We start from the raw sequence: 19,952 nt of genomic DNA, 5'->3' as shown, positions 1-19,952 counted from the left end.
TAGTTTGCAAGAAGTCTGGAACCGTAGATGCAAGAGCAATATAACCCGCAAGACATAGAGTCAAAAGTCCAAGCCTACTGGGAAGAAAACCAAGTATTTAAAGCCACTGAAGACGAGAGCAAAGAAAAGTATTATTGCCTTTCTATGTTCCCTTACCCAAGCGGCCGACTCCATATGGGTCATGTGCGTAACTACACGATTGGTGATGTTGTTTCTCGTTTCCAACGCTTGCAAGGCAAAAACGTAATGCAACCTATGGGTTGGGACGCGTTTGGTCTACCGGCTGAAAATGCGGCAATTAAAAATAAAACTGCGCCAGCAAAATGGACCTACGAGAACATCGATTACATGCGTACCCAACTTAAGCAATTAGGTTTTGGTTATGACTGGGATCGTGAGATCGCAACTTGCCATCCAGAATATTACAAATGGGAACAGTGGTTCTTCACTAAGCTTTACGAAAAAGGCCTAGTGTACAAAAAAATGTCAACGGTAAACTGGGATCCAGTAGACCAAACAGTACTTGCTAACGAGCAAGTTATTGATGGTCGCGGTTGGCGTTCAGGTGCTGTAGTTGAACAAAAAGAAATTCCACAGTGGTTTATTAAAATCACTGACTACGCGCAAGAGCTACTTGACGACTTAGACAAGTTAGAAGATTGGCCAGAGCAAGTTAAAACCATGCAGCGCAACTGGATTGGTCGCTCTGAAGGGGTAGATATTGAGTTTAAACGCACCGATAACAACGAAACATTCAGCGTTTATACCACTCGCCCTGATACCTTTATGGGTGTGACTTATGTTGCTGTTGCAGGCGGACACCCTATCGCACAAGAAGCAGCTAAAAATAGCGACGCTGTGGCACGCTTTGTTGATGAATGCAAAAACACCAAAGTAGCTGAAGCTGATATGGCGACGATGGAGAAAAAAGGCATCGCAACGGGCTTTTTTGCTACTCACCCACTTACCGGTGAGCAAGTACCAATTTGGGTTGCCAACTTTGTATTAATGCATTATGGCTCAGGTGCTGTAATGGCCGTACCCGCGCACGACCAACGGGACTTTGAATTTGCTACCGCTTACGGTTTAGACATCAAACAAGTCATTGCACCTGTCGCAGGTTCAGATCTTGAAGTAAACCTAAATGAAGCGGCATTCACTGAAAAAGGTGTGCTGGTAAATTCAGCTGAATTTGATGGCCTTGATTTTGATGGCGCATTTAAGGCTATTGCTGACAAACTTGAAGCACTGGGTGTTGGTGAGCGTAAAGTAAACTTCCGTTTACGTGATTGGGGTGTTAGCCGTCAGCGTTATTGGGGTTCACCAATCCCAATGTTAAGCGATGAAAACGGTAACGAACTTGCTGCGACTGAAGATATGCTGCCGGTGCGCTTACCAGAAGACGTGGTAATGAACGGTGTAACATCGCCAATCAAAGCAGATCCACAATGGGCTAAAACCACAGTTAATGGCGCACCTGCGTTTCATGAAACTGACACTTTTGATACGTTTATGGAATCATCTTGGTACTACGCACGTTACTGTAGTCCACGCCATGACAAAGGTATGCTAGATCCAGCTGCGGCAAACTACTGGTTACCAGTAAACCAATACATTGGTGGTATTGAGCACGCTATTTTACATTTATTGTATTCGCGCTTTTTCCATAAATTATTACGTGATTTTGGCTTAGTTAATTCAGATGAGCCATTTGACCGCTTATTATGCCAAGGCATGGTACTTGCCGAAACATTTTATCGTAAAGATGAAAAAGGTGGCGACATTTGGATTTCCCCTAGTGATGTAAATACTGAAACAGACGACAAAGGCCGCGTGACTAAAGCATGGCATAAAGTTGACGGCGAGCCAGTATTCTCATCAGGCATGAGCAAAATGTCTAAATCAAAAAATAACGGTATCGACCCGCAACAAGTTATCGCTCAATACGGCGCTGATACGGTACGTTTATTTATGATGTTTACCGCACCGCCAGAGCAAACGCTTGAATGGTCTGATTCAGGTGTTGAAGGGGCACATCGTTTCATTAAACGTGTATGGAAATATGCGGTTGATGTAAACACTGTTGGTTTCCAAGCATTAGACAAATCAGCATTAAATAACGAGCAAAAAGTGCTTCGTCGTGAGCTGCACAAAGCAATTGCAAAAGTGACTGATGATGTTGAACGTCGTCAAACATTCAACACTGCCATTGCGGCAATCATGGAAATCTCAAACAAATTGTTAAAAGCACCTTTAGCTGACAAACAAGATGTAGCGATTGCCAACGAAGCGCTTGAAGCGCTGCTAATTATGCTTGCACCAATTACGCCGCATTTGTCACATCAATTGTGGCAAGAATTGGGTAAAGAAGGCGATATTTTAGATGCGTCTTGGCCCGTAGTTGATGAGTCTGCCCTTGTTGAAGATGAAAAACTGATCATCGTGCAAGTTAACGGTAAACTACGCGCAAAATTAACGGTGCCAGCTGATGCTACTAAAGAGCAAGTAGAAGCACTAGCATTTGCTGAACCTAACGTATCTAAGTTCACTGATGGCGTAACAATCCGTAAGGTTATTTACGTACCAGGTAAACTACTTAACGTGGTTGCTAACTAATTATGGCTGCTATTCATGCCATTAAAAACGGACTAGCCTTAGCGCTAGTCTGTTTTTTGTTATCTAGCTGCGGCTTTCACCTTAAAAAAGCCTCAAGTCTGCCTGATGACTTGGCCACCTTAACTTTAAACGGTGATGATGAAAAATCAGCGTTATTTGCGATGCTTGGCAAAGAACTCACATTGAGCAAAGTTGAGTTACTCGACACGCCTAAGAAAAACGTCGCTCAGCTGTATTTATATAAAGATCGTCTTGAACGCCAAACCTTATCATTATTTAAAAATGGTCAGGTTGCCGAGTACGAGTTAGCTTATAGTGTTCGCTACTTACTCAAGCGCCCAGGCAAAGAAGCAATTGAACAACGTTTTGAGCTTTATCGTAATTATCAAGACGACCCAGATAACGCTTTAGCAAAAGCAAAAGAGTTAGAGTTGCTACTGAATGAAATTCGCATGCAAGCTAGTCGTCGTATTGTTAGAGAGCTGTCGCAACTATAATGCGCTGTTATGCGAATCAATTACCCAATGAATTAAAAAAAGGCTTACAGCCTTTTTATTTAGTATTTGGTGAAGAACCCTTTCAAGTAGCACAATGCGCTCAACAAATTCGTCAGATTGCGAAACAGCAAGGTTTTGATGAGGTTGTTAAATTTACCTTAATGCCCGGTTTTGATTGGCAAGAGCTAATAGCGCAATATCAAAGTATGTCGTTATTTAGTGCTCGCACTTTAATCGAGCTAGATCTTAATTTTCAAAAGCCAGGTATTGTTGGTAGCCAAACGTTTAAACAGCTCGTAGCACTAAATAACCCCGACACCGTACTTATTGTAAAAGGGGCCAAGGCCAGTCAAGATATTCAGCGCAGTGCTTGGTTTAAGTCGTTAGATAAACTGGGCGTATTTGTACCCTGCTACCCCCTGACCGGCAATCATTTAAGCCGTTGGCTTGATGAGCAGTGCCAGCGCTTAAAAATCAATATGCAAGCAGATGCCAAACGCACCCTAATTGATGCTACTGAAGGTAATTTGTTAGCGTGTTTTCAAGAGCTCGAAAAACTGTCGTTATTGCATGGCACTGCTATGATCGATCAACAGCAGGTTTTACAAGGCCTACTTAATCAAGCCAAGTTTGATATTTTTGATTTAAGTGATGCACTGCTACAAGGTAATAGTCGCCAAGCAATTAAAGTATTAAATAAACTCGCTGGCGATAACACTGAAGCTGTGAGTATCTTATGGACCATTACTAAAGAAGCAAATACCTTACTAAGCCTACAATTAGGCTTACAACAAGGTGAACAACTGGCAACGCTATTTAAACAAAAAGCCATCTGGAAAAATCAGCAAGGGCCGATTCAACAAGCACTTAATCGTTTGTCGATACATACTTTAGAGCAAATCACCCAGTTGCTCGCACAATTTGATGCCAGCTATAAACAAGGTAACTTAATCAAGCCTTATCAAGCTTTGGCACATATTTGTTTGGTGTTTTGTCAGCCATTGGTGATCCCACTGCCTGCGCACCCACTTAACTAATTATTAGGCGTTTATAATGATTGCACTGTTTGGTGGCACCTTCGACCCCGTTCACTTAGGCCATATAAATATGGCGAAGCACTGTGTAAAACACTTTAATTTAGCGACTTTATACTTTATGCCTTGTGCTATTCCAGCTCATAAGACTGCACCTGGGATAAGTACGCAGCATCGCATCGCAATGCTCAATGCAGCGATTGCACCTTACCCATATTTTCAACTCGATTTACGCGAACTCAATCGCAGTGGCCCGTCATATTCATTATTAAGCCTGCAAGAGATCCGCACACAATTTCCAGATCAACCATTATTATTTTTAATTGGCATGGATTCGTTTAATAACTTAGATAAATGGTTTGAGTGGCAAACAATTACTCAGCTTTGTCATATTGTGGTATTTCAACGCCCGGGCCTAAAATGCACTGCCCATGGCGAGTTACTCGCATACCAACAAGCCGCAGAATGTAGTAATAGCGCAGAGCTTACAACGCAAGCTGGTGGAAAATTATATTTTTTAGCTGGCGAAGAAATGGCTATTGCCTCAAGCGATATTCGCAAGGCGATTAAAAATGCCATAGATTACAATGAACTTCTTCCTACTGGCGTGAGTCAGTATATTCAATCACAGCAACTTTATCTAAGTGATGAATAAATACCAGTTGCGTGATAAAATAACAGCTATTCACTTTTAAATGAGATAACACCTTGGATACGAAACAACTACTCGCCTTTGCAATAGACAAAATTGACGATATGAAAGCACGTGATGTGGTTAATATTGATGTAAGCGCAAGCTCAGACATCACCGATTTTATGGTCGTGTGCTCTGGTACTTCGAAACGTCATGTATTGTCAATTGCTGATCATTTAGCAAAAGAAGCTCGTCACGCAGGTCAAGAGCCTCTAGGTTATGAAGGCCAAAGCGATGGTGAATGGGCACTGGTTGATTTAGGCGATGTAATCGTACACGTAATGCAAGATCAAGCACGTAGCTATTACGACCTCGAAAAACTATGGAGCTAATTGCTCACTAATTTTACTAGAGCTTGGATGTAACACGTGAAAATACAGATGATTGCCGTTGGCACCAAAATGCCAGCGTGGGTAGAAACGGGTTTTGCACAATATCAGCGCCGCTTTCCAAAAGATATGGCGCTGGAGTTAATTGAAATTCCCGCAGGTAAACGTGGTAAAAATGCAGATATTAAACGTATTTTGCATATTGAAGGCGAAAAAACCTTAGCCGCTATCCCTAAAGGCAATCGTATTGTTACGCTTGAGGTAACAGGCAAAGCGCTTGATACTCACCAATTAGCAAAAGACATGGAGAAGTGGCAACTGGATGGCCGCGATGTAAGTTTGCTAATTGGCGGCCCTGAAGGCTTAGCACCAGAATGTATTGCTGCCTCAGAGCAAAAATGGTCATTATCAAATTTGACCCTACCACATCCATTGGTGCGTATTATTGTTGCTGAAAGTCTATATAGAGGCTGGAGCTTAAACAATAACCACCCGTATCATCGCGAGTAACATTTACTCATGCGCAAACACAGACCCACAATTAGAGACCACTCAGCAGAAGCTAACCTATTTGCTCGTCGCGCCTTTGTGGGGTTTGTATTTGTTACTATTTTAGTCGCGGTTTTACTTTCCAATTTATATACCATTCAAGTTGACGATCACCAAGATTATCAAACACGTTCTAACGACAATCGCATTAAAGTTATTCCTATTGCTCCTAACCGAGGCCTTATTTATGACCGCAATGGTGTGTTGCTTGCTGAAAATAAACCGGTTTATAATTTAGAAGTCATTCCTGAAGAAGTTGACGATCTTGATGCATCACTGTCAGCACTGACACAATTTATTGATATCTCAGAGCAACAAAAAAACGATTTTCTTGATGATATAAAGCATAACCGTCGCTTTAAGAGCCAAGTATTAAAAGCACGTTTAAACGAACAAGAAGTAGCGCGTTTTTCAGTTAATCAGTATAAATTCCCTGGGTTTAGTATCGAAGCACGTTTGGCACGCTACTACCCGTTTGCAGACACCCTAACTCATGCGTTAGGTTACGTCGCTAAACTCAATAAAAAAGAACTGGCTCAGCTCGAATCACAAGAGCAAGGTACTAATTACCGTGCAACCCATGATATTGGTAAACTCGGTATTGAGAAATATTATGAACAACTGCTGCATGGCCAAGTAGGCTCGCAGCGGGTTGAAGTCAATAATCGTGGTCGTGTCATTCGTACCTTAAGCATGACTCCTCCGCAACCAGGTAATGATTTAGTGCTCACCCTTGATGTTGGCTTGCAGCAGATTGCCCAACATGCACTTAAAGATATGCGTGGCGCTGTAGTCGTCATGGACGCTAAAGACGGTGGCGTGTTAGCACTGTATTCTAATCCCAGTTATGATCCGAACTTATTTGTTCACGGTATTAGCAGTAAAAACTATAAAGCCCTATTAAACCCTGACCGACCTCTTATAAATAGAACCACACAAGGACGTTATGCACCAGCATCGACGGTAAAACCTCACATGGCAGTTCTTGCTCTTGAAGAAGGTCTCGTTACCGAGCAAACGTCAATGTGGGATCCTGGCTTCTTTCAAATTCCGAATGTTGATCATAAATGGCGAGATTGGAAACGTTGGGGCCATGGTCATGTTGATGTTTACAAAGCCATTGAAGAGTCGTGCGATACCTACTTTTATGATGTCTCTTATCGATTAGGGATCACAAAAATCAGTGATTTTATGGCACAGTTTGGCTACGGTGATTTAACCGGCATTGATATTCATGAAGAAACCACGGCTATTTTGCCCTCAAAAGAATGGAAAGAAGGCCGTTTTAAAGAATCATGGTGGCGTGGCGATACAATCTCAGTTGGCATTGGCCAAGGTTATTGGACCGCAACCCCCCTACAAATCGCAAACGCGATGAATATATTAGTGAACCGTGGAATTAACCACCCACCACACTTAGTACAAGTTGTGAAAAAAGACGATGAAGTTACACAAATCAATAATGAAGAAAAACCCCCGATTTTTTTAAAAGAACCTCACCATTGGCAAATCGCTTTAGATGCTATGCATAACACAGTACAAAAAGCCTCTGGTACCGCTCACAAAGCATTTAAAGGAACAAATTACGATTCAGCAGGTAAAACAGGCACCGCACAAATAGTCAGTATTGCTCAAGGTGAACGCTACGATGCAAAATCCCTCAAAGAGCGTCAACGTGATAACACTATCTATGTAGGCTTTGCACCTTATGAGGATCCCAGAATCGTTGTTTCTGTTGTTCTAGAAAACAATCATGGCGGTGTGCAAATTGCTCGCCAACTAATGGATTACTACTTTGCTGCAAATCCCGTTAATCTTGCCAGGAATAACACACCATGACTACTCTACATGATGGTCGTTCAATCTGGGTGCGTATGCATCTTGACTTGCCGCTACTACTGGCATTGCTATTAATGATGGCAGGCAGTGTAACCGTTGTTTATAGCGCCAGTGGTCAAGACCCGGCAATGATGATCCGCCATATTACCAGGATGGGCGGCGCAATTTTAGGCATGCTTATTTTGGCGCAATTTTCACCAGCGACCTTAAAGCGTTTAGTTATTCCTTTATATTGTGCTGGGTTACTGATGCTAGTTGCGGTGCTGTTATTTGGCGTCAGCTCCAAAGGCGCTCAGCGCTGGTTAGATTTAGGTATTACCCGTTTTCAACCTGCTGAATTAATGAAAATAGCCGTGCCTATGATGGTGGCTTGGTATATTGGCCGTAATCATTTACCGCCTAGAGCACTACACTTAGTTGTTGGTTTTACCATTGTTATGGTTCCCACACTCCTGATCAAAGAGCAGCCCGACTTAGGCACATCTATCTTAATCGCCAGTTCAGGGATATTTGTATTATTTTTGTCTGGTCTAAGCTGGCGATTAATCGGCTTTTTGAGCGCTTTGGTTGCTTTAGCTGCGTGGCCTTTTTGGCATTACGGTATGCATGACTATCAAAAACAGCGGGTACTAACTTTGTTCAATCCAGAAAGCGATCCTCTTGGCTCTGGTTACCATATTATTCAATCAAAAATAGCAATTGGCTCCGGTGGTATTGAAGGTAAAGGTTGGTTGCAAGGCACCCAATCACAATTAGAATTTTTACCCGAACGCCATACTGATTTTATCTTCTCTGTACTTAGTGAGGAGTTTGGTCTTTTTGGTGTATGTGTTTTATTATGCATGTATCTATTCATCATTGGTCGCGGTTTATATATCGCGGTTAATGCCCAAGATGCATTTGGTAAATTACTGGCAGGTGCACTGACCCTGACTTTTTTTGTTTATGTATTTGTAAATATTGGCATGGTATCAGGGTTACTGCCTGTAGTGGGTGTACCATTGCCATTAATAAGTTATGGCGGTACATCGATGGTTACCTTAATGGCTGGATTTGGCATTATTATGTCTATCGCAACTGATAAAAGGATGCTATTAAAGTAATGCGTTACTGTCTAAAGTTGTTCAGTTGTTCATGGTTAATGATTGTTTTAAGCGCTTGTAGTTCCTCAGGCATAAATCACAGTGACCGGTATAGTATGCGCCATGATTCTGCACCACTTCGCGCGCCAACTGAATTAGAAATGCAAGATGCCATAGTCACTAAAGTTACCAAAAGTGCCAGTGCTGGCCGCGCTTACACCGTTAATGGCAAAAACTATACTCCGATGCTGGATGAAACTGGCTATAGCGAAGAAGGTATCGCCTCATGGTATGGGCGCAAATTTCATGGTTACCACACCTCAAATGGCGAAATATATGATATGTTCGCGATGACTGCCGCTCATAAAACGTTACCCTTACCAAGCTTTGTAAAAGTAACCAACACCAGTAATGGCAAGTCTGTGATTGTCCGTGTAAATGATCGTGGCCCATTTCATGATGACCGCTTAATCGATTTATCCTATGCAGCAGCGTATAAACTTGGTTACTATCATCATGGTACAGCCAAGGTTAAGCTTGAGGCTATCACAATGCCCGATTCGACTGCGCGTTTGAGTTATATTCAAGTCGCTGCAGGCAGTACCTTAGAAAATATTGAAGCATTAGCGTACACCCTACGCCAGCAATATCAATTACCCACTAATATTGTGGAAAAAGATGCTATTTATAGGCTGCGTTTAGGGCCAATTAAAAATGCTGAGCAAGCTCAGCAAGTACTTGAAAAATTAAAACAGGATCAATTTCAAAACGCGTTCTTGCTTTATAGTGAATAACACCTTTAGAATGAGGTAAACGCGAATCTTTAACTTTAACCATTAATGAGTATGATGAAATCTATTAAATCCAAAATTATTAGCGGTGTGTGTAGCGTTGTTTGCTCTGCTGCCGTTTTTTCTGCGACCGCCCAAATCATCCCAGCCCCACCTCAAGTTAATGCAAAAGGTTATTTTCTTGTTGATTTTACTACAGGTAAAATTATAGCTGAAGGTGAACCTGATACTCGCCTAGCACCTGCCAGTTTAACTAAAATGATGACCAGCTATGTCATTGGTACCGAAATCAAAGCGGGTAACATTGCCCCAACCGATATGGTCACAGTGAGCGAAAAAGCGTGGGCTAAAAACTTTCCTGAATCATCAAAAATGTTTATCGAAGTCGGTAAGCAGGTCACTGTCGATGATTTAAACCACGGTATAATTATTCAATCAGGTAATGATGCCTGTGTGGCTATGGCAGAACATATTGCCGGTAGCGAAAGCGCATTTGCAGACTTAATGAATGCCCATGCTGAGAAATTAGGTATGAGTAACAGCCACTTCATTAACAGCCATGGCTTAGATACCAACGAACACTTCACAACCCCTCGAGATATGGCCACCTTAGGTGCAGCACTTATTCGTGATGTGCCTGACGAGTATGCAGTTTACGCACAAAAATCATTTACTTTTAACGGCATTAAGCAATACAACCGTAACTCACTGTTATGGGATGAAAGCTTAAACGTTGATGGTATAAAAACCGGTCATACATCGGAAGCCGGTTACAGCTTAGTAAGTTCAGCGACTAAAGATGATATGCGTTTAATCGCCGTGGTTATGGGTACTTCGAGTGAACGTGCACGTAAAGTAGAAAGTAAAAAATTACTTAACTATGGTTTTCGTTTTTTTGAAACAATCACACCTTACAAAGCCGGCGACAGTTTTGCCGAGCAACGTATTTGGATGGGTAACAAAGAAAATGTATCGTTAGGCATTTTAGTTGATACGCCGATCACTATTCCGCGTGGCCAACGTAAAAATTTAAAAGCCGACTTTAAACTTGATAAAGTTTTAGAGGCGCCATTAGCGAAAGGCTCTACCGTAGGTACTTTATCTTTACAACTTGAAGGCGAAGTAATTGCTCAGTATCCTCTGGTAACGCTTGAAGAAGTTGAAGAAGGTAGCTTCTTTAGTAAAATTTATGATTACCTACGTTTACAAATAATGTAAAACGCTACCAAATAATATAAGCGCCTTGCAAAGCAAGGCGTTTTTTTTTGCTTTAAAGATGGTAGAATGCGCCCCATATCTAACCCGCAAATAACCAGAATACCAATTGTCTTACGTAAGCGATTAATTCAATTGCTATAAAGGTCGAGAACAGGTTATCTAATCGGTTTATTGTTTAGTAAAATAGTACTAAACGCACATAAGTATGAGGAGTCAACGTCGTGGCTACACCGGTAAAAAATACTAAATTTGATGAATATTTAGAATACCCTTGCCCTTTTACATTTAGAGTAATGGGGTTGGCAAACGTCAACTTAACTGACCAAATTCTAACTAAGTTACAACCTATTGCCCCTGGCGATTACGCGCCAAAAGTTAAACCTAGCAGCAAAGGTAATTATGAGTCAGTTAGCTTAGTCGTTACCGTGACCAGCGGCACTCATATTGAAGAAATTTATAACGTGATAAGTGCGATTGATGACGTACGACACATGCTTTAAACGCTAAGCGGAGTAAGCTGTGAGCGAAAATACCTTAATCGTCCGTCAACTTGGTAAACAGCGTTACATGCCAATTTGGCAACAAATGCAAAACTATACTGATGTTCGAACTGAGCATGATGCGGATGAAATATGGCTCGTTGAACATGAGCCAGTATTCACGCAAGGCCAAGCAGGTAAAGATGAACACCTACTTGCCCCTGGCGACATAGAAGTGATCAAGGTTGACCGAGGTGGTCAAGTAACCTATCACGGACCGGGCCAGCAAATGATGTACGTATTATTTAACTTACGTCGCTTGAAAATTGGCGTACGAGAATTGGTCACATGGCTTGAAGAGTGTATTATCGATACACTCAATGATTACGGTATTAAAGCCTACGCAAAAGCAGATGCCCCAGGGGTTTATGTTAACGATAGCAAAATAGCATCATTAGGACTTCGTGTTCGCCGTGGCTGCTCTTTTCATGGTCTAGCATTGAATGTAAACATGGACATGAGTCCGTTTTTACGTATCAACCCATGTGGTTACGCCGGTATGAACATGGTGCAAACAACCGACTTGAACGGCCCAGAAAACCTTGCGCAAGCAGGTGCTGGTCTCGTAAAACATATGATTAAAAAACTTAATGCGACACAGGTTAAGTATACTGAAGGGTTTGAAAACGAATGAATAAACCAGTCAAGATGGAACCAGGGGTAAAACTACGCGACGCTGAAAAAATGGCGTTGATCCCAGTAAAAGTATTACCCACTGAAAAAAACGAAATGTTACGCAAGCCAGAGTGGCTAAAAATTCGCTTACCTAAATCAACCGAGCGGATCGACGGCATTAAACAAGCCATGCGTAAGCACGGACTGCATTCAGTGTGTGAAGAAGCCTCTTGCCCTAACTTATCAGAATGCTTTAATCACGGTACAGCAACTTTTATGATTTTAGGCGCAATTTGTACTCGTCGTTGCCCATTTTGTGATGTTGCCCATGGCCGTCCGTTAACACCAGACGCCGCAGAGCCTGAAAAGTTGGCTCTTACTATTCGCGATATGAAATTAAGCTATGTAGTGATCACCTCAGTGGATCGAGATGATTTACGTGATGGCGGCGCACAACATTTTGCTGATTGTATTCGTGAAATTCGTAAGTATAACCCAAAAATCACCATCGAAATTTTAGTGCCTGATTTTCGTGGTCGCATGGACCGAGCGCTTGAAATCTTAATAGAAACGCCACCAGATGTATTCAATCATAACCTTGAAACTGCACCGCGTTTATATAAACTTGCGCGCCCAGGTGCTGACTACAAATGGTCATTAGAATTACTGCGTCGCTTTAAAGAAGCACACCCTGAAGTGAAAACTAAATCAGGTCTAATGGTTGGTCTTGGCGAAGAAATTAGCGAAATCGAAGAAGTACTGCGTGATTTACGCGCGCATAATGTCGATATGCTAACGGTTGGCCAATACCTACAGCCATCAAAGCATCACTTACCTGTAAAACGCTACGTGCCACCAGCAGAGTTTGACGCGCTTAAAGAGTACGCTGATGAAATTGGCTTTACTCATGCCGCATCAGGTCCATTTGTTCGTTCAAGCTACCATGCTGATCAACAAGCTGCGGGTAAAGAAGTGAAGTAATCATTTTTACAGAATTGAAAAAGCCGTTAGTAATGGATTAAATCACTAACGGCTTTTTGTTTTCTTAATCACGTGCAATTTATATCGATACCGACACTCATCTCGCATGTCTTTAATTACTAAAGCTAGGATTATATTGATAAACGGCTTGTGATTTAGTCAGCCCCCCTGTGAGGTTCCAACTACTTAAACTATTCATACCATCGAACGCAATCAAAGCTCGTTGCACTACTTTTTGCGTATAATTAGCCATGAAGTCTTCATATTTAAACGATGGCTGCGCGATGATTAGCTGTTGACCAGCCGAGGGAATACCGCTGTACCATAGTGTTACACTGACTTGTGCATCAATTGAGCCTAAGTCAATTTGTGCTCCTTTATAAACACGCTCGTAAATAGTTAAGTTGCCGACTTGTGCCAGCATCAAATTATCATTAAAACTAAACTCTGATTCAAAGCCAGAGTCATGCGTATTTATATCTTTAAAGTCATTGATTGTACGAGTATTTGGTGCTTTAGTTGAATGACTATAAACTACTTGGTAATCAGAATTGGTTATTCCTCAGTCAGCCTCTAGCTTAGTCTTGGTGCCGTTAGTCGCTGATGATAAATCTTCGAAATTAGCGATATAGCGATCCCGACTGCGAAATTTCAATGTCACTTCTGAATTACCATTTTCGATTCGTTCACGAAACGAATAACCTAAATTTTGCAGCTGACAGCTACCTAGAGTATCGAAAAACTTAACTGTACGGTTCTTATCAAGTGATAATGAGCCATTTACATCGTAAGATTGCCGCCTCTACTATGGCTTTAAATGCACTAAAATAACTGTCTACGTTAGCCGACTCATTACTATAAGTGAGTTTGCTAGGCTCGAGTAAACCCTTATACTATCGAGAAATCACATCAGGATTATCGGCACTAACAGCGCTACAAATTAATAATAATGACAAACCACTGACAAATTCGCTTTTATGTTTCATCACTAACCTTTATAAATTGTAATAAAAAAAGCCGACGTGAATCGGCTTGAATTCATTATGATTATTGAATAGGTGATAAATCCAGACCATCAACTATATACAAGGTATTACCATCAACGACAGTATTATTAGTATCTAAATACTTTTGCCCTAACGGCCCTCCAATAGTGGCTTCAGACCAAGTAGCAAAGTCATCATCATTAATCACCCCCAAACGCGTATTATCGATAAGCCATAAACCTTCCATCTTGTCATGTGGGTAAGAAACTTCGTTAACCATATCAACAACTGGCGATGTGCTTTTTGTCACTGGTAAGATATTCTTTGCAGCTAGTTCAGCCCAACCTGCATCATAATCAACTGCATCATTTATAACTTGCTCTATTGTTTTACCTGCAATGATTAAACCTAAATTGCTATTTTGTTCAATATCCCCCATTGCTGCAACTGCTTCTAAATCGGTCGCACCGCTGATATCAATCTTATAAACATGCTTTTGTGCTGTCTCATCACCTTTGTTATAAAAAGCACCGTCACGTTCAAGTACTAAGAAGCTCGTGTTGCTCAGCGCTTTAATTGCTGAGTTAGAATTCGACCCTTTAACCTGTCGATACAAATATTGCGAAATATTGCCAGTTTCTAAATCAACAGTGACAATACGAGTTAAATCTGTACGGTTTTTACTCGGATTATCCAAGCTTGATTGCATAATGCCGACTAATGTTTTCTGATCAGGTGTGATCGCTAACCCCTCCATACCACGGTTAGCCCATCGATTAGCAAACTCTGCTGGTAAGTTAATCTTCAAACCGTAATCAGTATTAATAGCATCTGTACGTATGTCTGCGGTAAATGCATTAATACGGCCAATTTCTTTACCGTTAGCATCATAATGCACCATGTGTGGACCATACTCATCGCTAACCCAGAAAGTACCATCTTTTAAAGCAGCTAAACCTTCGGCATCCAAACCATAATCATCATAAACTGCAGGGTTAGTAACTTCGTCATACGGCTGCGTCATATCTGCGCGAATAACTTCGCCATCAGTCGTATACGGTACTTCACCTGTTCCACCTAATGCAGCTGAATTTGGTAGGCCACTAATATTGTTACCATCACGATCTTTGAGCAAAATATCTTTAATCTTAGCGATATCACCCGTTGACTGAACTGCAAATAAACCAATACGCGGCGTGTAGTCAGGTGTTGGGAACTTCTTACCATTACCGTGAGGTGCGCCCTCTTGAGAGGTTCGATAATTAGAATTAGGACCACGATCAGTTAAAGCATAAAATTGTGTCGTATTCATCGGGTGACCATCCATATCAGAGCCGTAACCACCATTGCGTACCTCAAAAGTAGATCCTGGGTAATAATAATTTTCTAGTTCGTTGCGCATTACGGTATAAGATAGACGCTCACCGGTAGTCCCAAAATTATCAGGGTTACAAAGAAAGGACGTACTTGTAACCTCTGTTGTGGCTAAAGCACCATTGCGGTCGGCATCCAAACCCGAATCAATTTTTATGCCGCCCATCCAACAGTTGCTATCGCCCATATTCAACTCTGTTTGCATAACTAAGCTGTTTAATCCAACAGCACCGTCTATACCGCCATTACCATTCGTGCCATCTGTCCCATTAGCACCGTCTTTACCATCACTACATGCGCCTAGTAATACTGTTACTAAAACGAACGATAGGTTTAGTTTAAATTTTTTCACAACAACTCCATTTATACTTTTTATAATTAGAGTGGTCATAGTAAGCAGTAAAAATGACAGCAATTAATGCCTAATAATTACTAACTTGAACTTTCAATGAAACTTGCATGACAAATTCATAGTTGATTATGAATAAACATCAAATAAAGAGGCTCTTCAATCGATTACAAGTAACTAACGGACTTATTTAAGCGCTGAGCAGCTTAAGCACATTCGCTTCCTCACGCTGCATTGCCTGACGTTCATGGGCATACAACTGCGCTAATTTAATCTCTGACAATGGCGTTTTAGCACTTACCAGAGTTAGCTCTAAATTAGGCTGCACATGACTAAATACATAATGAACTCGCGCAATATGAAATTCTGAACTGACTAAAATGGCTTCGGTTATATGTTCCGCTATAAGTATTGGCTTAGTGAGTAACGCATCCTCAAAGGTAAAGCGGCTTAGTGCCACCGGTAAAAAAGCAGATTCGGGTATGCCAAGTTCAATTAAGTAACTTTTAGTATATTCACCATGGGCGTGGTTAGTGGTATTAAAATGTGCGCCAAACCCGCCGGTGCACAATACCTTAACAGAGGGGTTTGCTTGGTATATTTGATAAGCTCGCTGACAACGGCTTTTTGCTATTACTGATAAACTACCATCGTTGTTATTTGGCCCACCTAAAACAATCAGTGCCGTTTTAATTTCGCTATTCGTCGCTGCTCTCATTACGCGATTCTCAATTGTTTTTTATTCTTTGGCTATCAGCTTAAAACTATTTTTGCGGTTTGCAATTAATCATTAGGTCAAACGGCTTTTCCTTGAGACAATCCACACTGTTATTTTTAAAACATGGTTCTTTATGAAACTATTAGTTAGAAACTTATCACGTACTATCACTGAACATGAGATCCGCGTACTTTTTACTGAACACGGTAAAGTAGCCGATTGTAATTTAGTACTAGATAAAGAAACCGGCCAATCGAAAGGCTTTGCCTTTGTAGAAATGCCAAACGATGCAGAAGCTGCTGTAGCAATAAAAGCATTGAATCAAAGTACTGTTGATAAAAGCAAGATCCGCGTAAAGAAAGCTGACGCTTAAACGTGTTATTTTGTTGCAAAAGGCCAGCACTCTTCGCTGGCTTTTAGCTTTTCCCCACACAACTTCTGCGCCAGTCCCTTTCACCCAACGAAATTTAATTCAATCACTAAATCATAGTACCCAAAATCAACTAATTGTATTTTATAAAAATATCTGCGCTTCATGGCAAAAAACTAGACAGCAAAACCGACACCCCATATAGTCACAGTATGTATCCTTAAAAACCTGCAATTATGTCTCCTCTTTTTAAATCACTCAGTATAACTTTATTATTGGGCTTAACTGGCTGTTCAGAGCCTACTCAAGAACAGGCAACGCTTGACAATACAACCAGTGTAAATTTAAGCAATATTAAACAACATATTAAAACCCTTGCCTCAGACGAATTTGAAGGACGCGGTCCATTAACGCGCGGTGAAGTAAAAACTGTGGGTTACTTAAGTGACCAATACCAAGCGCTTGGATTAACTGGCGCATATAATAATAAGTTTTTACAGCCGGTAAAAATGGCGATGGTAACCGCTGATCAAAACATGCAATTAAAAATTGGCGACTTGAGCTTTACCGCTGGAAAAGATTTTACGGCGCGAACGAAACAATTACAGCCACTTATTGATGTTCGTAATTCAGAGGTAGTATTTGTTGGTTATGGCATTAATGCGCCCGAGTATAATTGGAATGATTATAAAAATATTGATGTAACGGGTAAAACGGTTGTTGTGTTAGTAAATGATCCTGGGTTTGCTACGCAAAACGATGCGCTATTTACCGGCAACGCCATGACCTACTACGGTCGCTGGACTTACAAATACGAAGAAGCCGCTCGCCAAGGCGCAGCCGCAGTATTTATTGTGCACGAAACAGCGCCAGCTGCATATCCTTGGGGCGTAGTTGAAAGCTCAAATACAGGCACAAAATATACCTTGATGGATAACAACCTAAACGCATCAGAACTACCGGTAATGGGTTGGCTAACACTCGATGCAACCGAGCAGCTATTTAAATCAGCAAACTTGAGCTATCAACAATTAAAGCAACAAGCACTTAACGACGACTTTAAAGCTACTGCGCTTAATTTAACAGCAAACCTTGCATTTAAAAACGAAGTGTCACACGCTAAATCACACAATGTTGTTGCGCAATTAACGGGCAGTGAAGCGCCTGATGAATATATTGTGGTCAGCGCACATTGGGATCATTTTGGCACTAAGCAAACTGATAGCGGGCCAAAAATTTATAATGGTGCAGTTGATAATGCCTCAGGCAGTGCTGCCACAATTGAAATCGCTCGTATATTAAGTAACATGCATAAACAAAAACCGTTTAAGCGCTCGATTATTTTTGCAAACTTTACCGCCGAAGAAACAGGGTTAATTGGCTCAGAGCAATTTGCCAGTGGCGAACTTATCCCTACCAAGCAGATGGTCGCTCTGTTAAATATTGATGGTATGAATGTGCTAGATGGCACCGATTACATACTGCAATACGGTAAAGGTTTATCACAAATGGAAGACTACCTTAGCAAAGCCGCAAGCAAACAAGGCCGTCATGTAAAAATGGATCCCGTGCCACAAAACGGCCTATTCTTCCGATCAGATCACTTCTCACTAGCTAAACAAGGCGTACCTGGTTTACTGTTTATGAGTTTAGGTGATACAGATCCAGATTATATTGCTCATAAATACCATAAAGAAGCTGATGATTACTCTGCTCAGTGGTCATTAGGTGGTGTAAAACAAGACATCGAGTTAATTGTTGATATCGCATCACAACTGGCAAACAACGGTGATTGGCCAAAATGGCAAGCAGATTCAGATTTTAAAACTCGTCGCGCCCAAGACCGCGCAGAATAAATTAAGTTGAGTTGGGGTAGGCATTCATCGCCTACCCCATTTTTATTAATGCCCTTTCTTATTGCGTTGTGCGCTCAATAATAAGGTTTCGGCTTTTGCCCCTAAATACACATAAATAGCCAACGCAATCAATAGCCCTACAACCGCCAACATCATATAAATTGCCGGTAATAAATACTGCGACTGCCCCAGCGCTGCCTTAAACATCGTTAATAACGCTTCAATAGACACTGCAATTAAAATAGTTGAAATAAACCGTGTGATAGTGCGCCGCGTTGAACTGTGCCTAAAGATATCTTTATGCATTAAAATTTCTTCTTCGAGAATCGTTTTACCTAAATCAAATATTGCTAACGCGAGGGTGATAAAAATGATGATCGTAAACGGTTCGAGCGGATCATTTTCTATAGAGCGGACAAACAGTAAGCTATAAATATCACCAAACACCCTACCAAGTAAAAATAACACTAAGATAAATAAGCAACTGACAATAATGCCATAACCCGCTTTAAAAAATGGCGTCATCGTGGCGCGAGTACGATCCCCCATAATAAATTCGATTAATTGCGTTAGACATACATCAATCACTAAATAGCGATTTTCGCCATATGAAGCATGTAACGATTTTATTGCTGAAATACATAAGTGATTGGTAGCGATCGAAATATAGGGCGGCGTAAAACGAGTATGTTGCTGCTGTTGGATACCTTGAAAATACGGCCGTTCACTCAAATCCTGTGAATCGCCACGATTATTTAAGGTTTTCATATACTGACGTTTAAAGCAGACATTATTACCTAGCTGCACGCCATTTTTATCTAAACAGTATTGTAATTCTAAAAATGGGTATTGAGCGATTAAGTAACGATTATCTTGTTGTTTTTTAACACCGTCTTCTAAGCTTGCTAGCACTGAGTCAAGTAAGTCGTGGATCACGGTTTGGTATTCTTGGTAACGTTCGACGCTACTGATATAACTCATTCTTGCCATGTGTTTGCTCCTAACTGCATAATTAAAAGTAATAGCAATTACAGAACCAACTTTACAAAAACTTATAAATCAATTAGTTGTATTATTTAAATAAAATAAAAAATCTATTTCGCACCAACCAGGTGCAAAATAAAGTGCTGGACTTACTTTTTTGCAAGCACAAAAAATGGGCTACTTAGCCCATTCTTTCATTAAATCAATTACTTTTAAATTTCATCATCAGAGTCTTGCACTTGACGTTGTGCAGCTCTAGCAATGATTTCAACATAAAACGACTCTAAGCCTTGTTTTTCAATTTCGCTGATTGAGTTGCTAATTTCAGCAACGTGCACCACTTGGGCATCTTCAGCAGTGTTACCAAATTTACAATCAAATGCCCAGTAATCAGCATCAATTGGCAACGTTTTGTTACGCTCTCTTTTCAAATACTTTTTTACTTCATGCTTTGCAGCATCTACCATGCGAGGGTATTTGATTTTCTCGTGATTCAGCGTGAATGTTTTCTTCATTACGTTCCTAATTACC

The 19,952-nt window shown here is 41.0% G+C and carries 20 protein-coding genes; 15 read left to right on the top strand and 5 right to left on the bottom strand.

Annotated elements, in window-relative coordinates:
- Positions 1 to 27: 27 nt before the first annotated feature.
- The 13 genes from leuS (at position 28) to lipA (ending at position 12,784) form a co-directional block, all read left to right on the top strand.
- Entirely contained in the window at positions 28 to 2,616 is a 2,589-nt protein-coding gene (leuS, locus tag H5162_RS05930; RefSeq protein ID WP_182777946.1) for a leucine--tRNA ligase, read from the top strand.
- A gap of 2 nt (positions 2,617 to 2,618) precedes the next feature.
- Positions 2,619 to 3,113, top strand: a complete 495-nt coding sequence (gene lptE, locus H5162_RS05925) for an LPS assembly lipoprotein LptE (protein ID WP_145240554.1) — start codon at positions 2,619 to 2,621, stop codon at positions 3,111 to 3,113.
- Positions 3,113 to 4,150, top strand: coding sequence for a DNA polymerase III subunit delta (gene holA, locus H5162_RS05920; protein ID WP_145240552.1), 1,038 nt, complete (start codon positions 3,113 to 3,115; stop codon positions 4,148 to 4,150). Before lptE ends, holA begins: the two co-directional genes overlap by 1 nt.
- 16 nt (positions 4,151 to 4,166) lie before the next feature.
- Positions 4,167 to 4,802, top strand: coding sequence for a nicotinate-nucleotide adenylyltransferase (nadD, locus tag H5162_RS05915; RefSeq protein ID WP_149980732.1), 636 nt, complete (start codon positions 4,167 to 4,169; stop codon positions 4,800 to 4,802).
- A 53-nt stretch (positions 4,803 to 4,855) separates the two neighbouring features.
- On the top strand, positions 4,856 to 5,173 hold the full coding sequence (gene rsfS / locus H5162_RS05910; RefSeq protein ID WP_145240548.1) for a ribosome silencing factor: 318 nt from the start codon (positions 4,856 to 4,858) through the stop codon (positions 5,171 to 5,173).
- Positions 5,174 to 5,209: 36 nt separating this feature from the next.
- Positions 5,210 to 5,680 (top strand): 23S rRNA (pseudouridine(1915)-N(3))-methyltransferase RlmH, encoded by a 471-nt coding sequence (gene rlmH, locus H5162_RS05905; protein WP_145240546.1) that lies wholly within the window; start codon positions 5,210 to 5,212, stop codon positions 5,678 to 5,680.
- Positions 5,681 to 5,689: 9 nt separating this feature from the next.
- Positions 5,690 to 7,558 carry a penicillin-binding protein 2 gene (mrdA, locus tag H5162_RS05900; RefSeq protein WP_145240545.1) on the top strand — a complete coding sequence of 623 codons (1,869 nt, stop codon included), beginning with the start codon at positions 5,690 to 5,692 and terminating at the stop codon, positions 7,556 to 7,558.
- Complete coding sequence (gene rodA, locus H5162_RS05895; protein WP_145240543.1) at positions 7,555 to 8,661, top strand: rod shape-determining protein RodA; 1,107 nt, start codon at positions 7,555 to 7,557, stop codon at positions 8,659 to 8,661. The genes mrdA and rodA overlap by 4 nt, the downstream gene beginning before the upstream one ends.
- Positions 8,661 to 9,434, top strand: coding sequence for a septal ring lytic transglycosylase RlpA family protein (locus tag H5162_RS05890; RefSeq protein WP_145240541.1), 774 nt, complete (start codon positions 8,661 to 8,663; stop codon positions 9,432 to 9,434). The genes rodA and H5162_RS05890 overlap by 1 nt, the downstream gene beginning before the upstream one ends.
- Positions 9,435 to 9,488: 54 nt before the next feature.
- Positions 9,489 to 10,649: a serine hydrolase gene (locus tag H5162_RS05885; protein WP_145240539.1), complete on the top strand. Its 1,161-nt coding sequence runs from the start codon at positions 9,489 to 9,491 to the stop codon at positions 10,647 to 10,649.
- A gap of 221 nt (positions 10,650 to 10,870) precedes the next feature.
- Positions 10,871 to 11,149, top strand: coding sequence for a DUF493 family protein YbeD (gene ybeD, locus H5162_RS05880; RefSeq protein ID WP_145240537.1), 279 nt, complete (start codon positions 10,871 to 10,873; stop codon positions 11,147 to 11,149).
- Positions 11,150 to 11,168: 19 nt separating this feature from the next.
- On the top strand, positions 11,169 to 11,822 hold the full coding sequence (gene lipB / locus H5162_RS05875; RefSeq protein WP_145240535.1) for a lipoyl(octanoyl) transferase LipB: 654 nt from the start codon (positions 11,169 to 11,171) through the stop codon (positions 11,820 to 11,822).
- Complete coding sequence (gene lipA / locus H5162_RS05870; protein WP_145240533.1) at positions 11,819 to 12,784, top strand: lipoyl synthase; 966 nt, start codon at positions 11,819 to 11,821, stop codon at positions 12,782 to 12,784. The genes lipB and lipA overlap by 4 nt, the downstream gene beginning before the upstream one ends.
- A gap of 112 nt (positions 12,785 to 12,896) precedes the next feature.
- Here the strand turns inward: lipA and H5162_RS21250 are convergent, their stop codons facing one another.
- The 3 genes from H5162_RS21250 to H5162_RS05855 all read right to left on the bottom strand — a co-directional run bounded on the left by H5162_RS21250 (position 12,897) and on the right by H5162_RS05855 (position 16,211).
- On the bottom strand, positions 12,897 to 13,208 hold the full coding sequence (locus H5162_RS21250) for a hypothetical protein (protein WP_220493532.1): 312 nt from the start codon (positions 13,206 to 13,208) through the stop codon (positions 12,897 to 12,899).
- Between the two features lie 623 nt (positions 13,209 to 13,831).
- Entirely contained in the window at positions 13,832 to 15,496 is a 1,665-nt protein-coding gene (locus H5162_RS05860) for an esterase-like activity of phytase family protein (RefSeq protein WP_257325537.1), read from the bottom strand.
- 187 nt (positions 15,497 to 15,683) lie between these two features.
- On the bottom strand, positions 15,684 to 16,211 hold the full coding sequence (locus tag H5162_RS05855) for a YdcF family protein (RefSeq protein WP_220493068.1): 528 nt from the start codon (positions 16,209 to 16,211) through the stop codon (positions 15,684 to 15,686).
- A gap of 133 nt (positions 16,212 to 16,344) precedes the next feature.
- Between H5162_RS05855 and H5162_RS05850 the strand changes: the two genes are divergently transcribed.
- Both H5162_RS05850 and H5162_RS05845 read left to right on the top strand, forming a co-directional pair.
- A complete protein-coding gene (locus tag H5162_RS05850) occupies positions 16,345 to 16,584 on the top strand; it encodes an RNA-binding protein (protein WP_145241401.1) in 240 nt (79 codons plus the stop codon).
- A 233-nt stretch (positions 16,585 to 16,817) separates the two neighbouring features.
- The gene (locus H5162_RS05845) at positions 16,818 to 18,437 is read left to right on the top strand and encodes a M28 family metallopeptidase (protein ID WP_182735576.1); all 1,620 of its coding nucleotides are present in this window, start codon (positions 16,818 to 16,820) and stop codon (positions 18,435 to 18,437) included.
- A gap of 45 nt (positions 18,438 to 18,482) precedes the next feature.
- On the opposite strand, the gene H5162_RS05840 is transcribed toward H5162_RS05845, so the two are convergent.
- Complete coding sequence (locus tag H5162_RS05840) at positions 18,483 to 19,427, bottom strand: general glycosylation pathway protein (RefSeq protein ID WP_145241406.1); 945 nt, start codon at positions 19,425 to 19,427, stop codon at positions 18,483 to 18,485.
- A gap of 206 nt (positions 19,428 to 19,633) precedes the next feature.
- A complete protein-coding gene (locus tag H5162_RS05835) occupies positions 19,634 to 19,936 on the bottom strand; it encodes a DUF6172 family protein (RefSeq protein WP_145241408.1) in 303 nt (100 codons plus the stop codon).
- Between the last annotated feature and the right edge of the window lie 16 nt (positions 19,937 to 19,952).

It is taken from the genome of Pseudoalteromonas sp. SR41-8 (assembly GCF_014163915.1).
Classification (GTDB): Bacteria; Pseudomonadota; Gammaproteobacteria; order Enterobacterales; family Alteromonadaceae; genus Pseudoalteromonas; species Pseudoalteromonas rhizosphaerae.
Note: the sequence above shows the minus strand (reverse complement) of the source record. Positions and strands in the feature narration are given on the sequence as shown.

Excerpts from the sequence above, each read along its gene's own strand:
- leuS (WP_182777946.1), top strand. The coding sequence starts at position 28 with ATGCAAGAGCAATATAACCCGCAAGACATAGAGTCAAAAGTCCAAGCC.
- lptE (WP_145240554.1), top strand. The coding sequence starts at position 2,619 with ATGGCTGCTATTCATGCCATTAAAAACGGACTAGCCTTAGCGCTAGTC.
- holA (WP_145240552.1), top strand. The coding sequence starts at position 3,113 with ATGCGCTGTTATGCGAATCAATTACCCAATGAATTAAAAAAAGGCTTA.
- nadD (WP_149980732.1), top strand. The coding sequence starts at position 4,167 with ATGATTGCACTGTTTGGTGGCACCTTCGACCCCGTTCACTTAGGCCAT.
- mrdA (WP_145240545.1), top strand. The coding sequence starts at position 5,690 with ATGCGCAAACACAGACCCACAATTAGAGACCACTCAGCAGAAGCTAAC.
- rodA (WP_145240543.1), top strand. The coding sequence starts at position 7,555 with ATGACTACTCTACATGATGGTCGTTCAATCTGGGTGCGTATGCATCTT.
- H5162_RS05890 (WP_145240541.1), top strand. The coding sequence starts at position 8,661 with ATGCGTTACTGTCTAAAGTTGTTCAGTTGTTCATGGTTAATGATTGTT.
- H5162_RS05885 (WP_145240539.1), top strand. The coding sequence starts at position 9,489 with ATGAAATCTATTAAATCCAAAATTATTAGCGGTGTGTGTAGCGTTGTT.
- lipA (WP_145240533.1), top strand. The coding sequence starts at position 11,819 with ATGAATAAACCAGTCAAGATGGAACCAGGGGTAAAACTACGCGACGCT.
- H5162_RS21250 (WP_220493532.1), bottom strand. The coding sequence starts at position 13,208 with ATGCTGGCACAAGTCGGCAACTTAACTATTTACGAGCGTGTTTATAAA.
- H5162_RS05855 (WP_220493068.1), bottom strand. The coding sequence starts at position 16,211 with ATGAGAGCAGCGACGAATAGCGAAATTAAAACGGCACTGATTGTTTTA.
- H5162_RS05850 (WP_145241401.1), top strand. The coding sequence starts at position 16,345 with ATGAAACTATTAGTTAGAAACTTATCACGTACTATCACTGAACATGAG.
- H5162_RS05845 (WP_182735576.1), top strand. The coding sequence starts at position 16,818 with ATGTCTCCTCTTTTTAAATCACTCAGTATAACTTTATTATTGGGCTTA.
- H5162_RS05840 (WP_145241406.1), bottom strand. The coding sequence starts at position 19,427 with ATGGCAAGAATGAGTTATATCAGTAGCGTCGAACGTTACCAAGAATAC.
- H5162_RS05835 (WP_145241408.1), bottom strand. The coding sequence starts at position 19,936 with ATGAAGAAAACATTCACGCTGAATCACGAGAAAATCAAATACCCTCGC.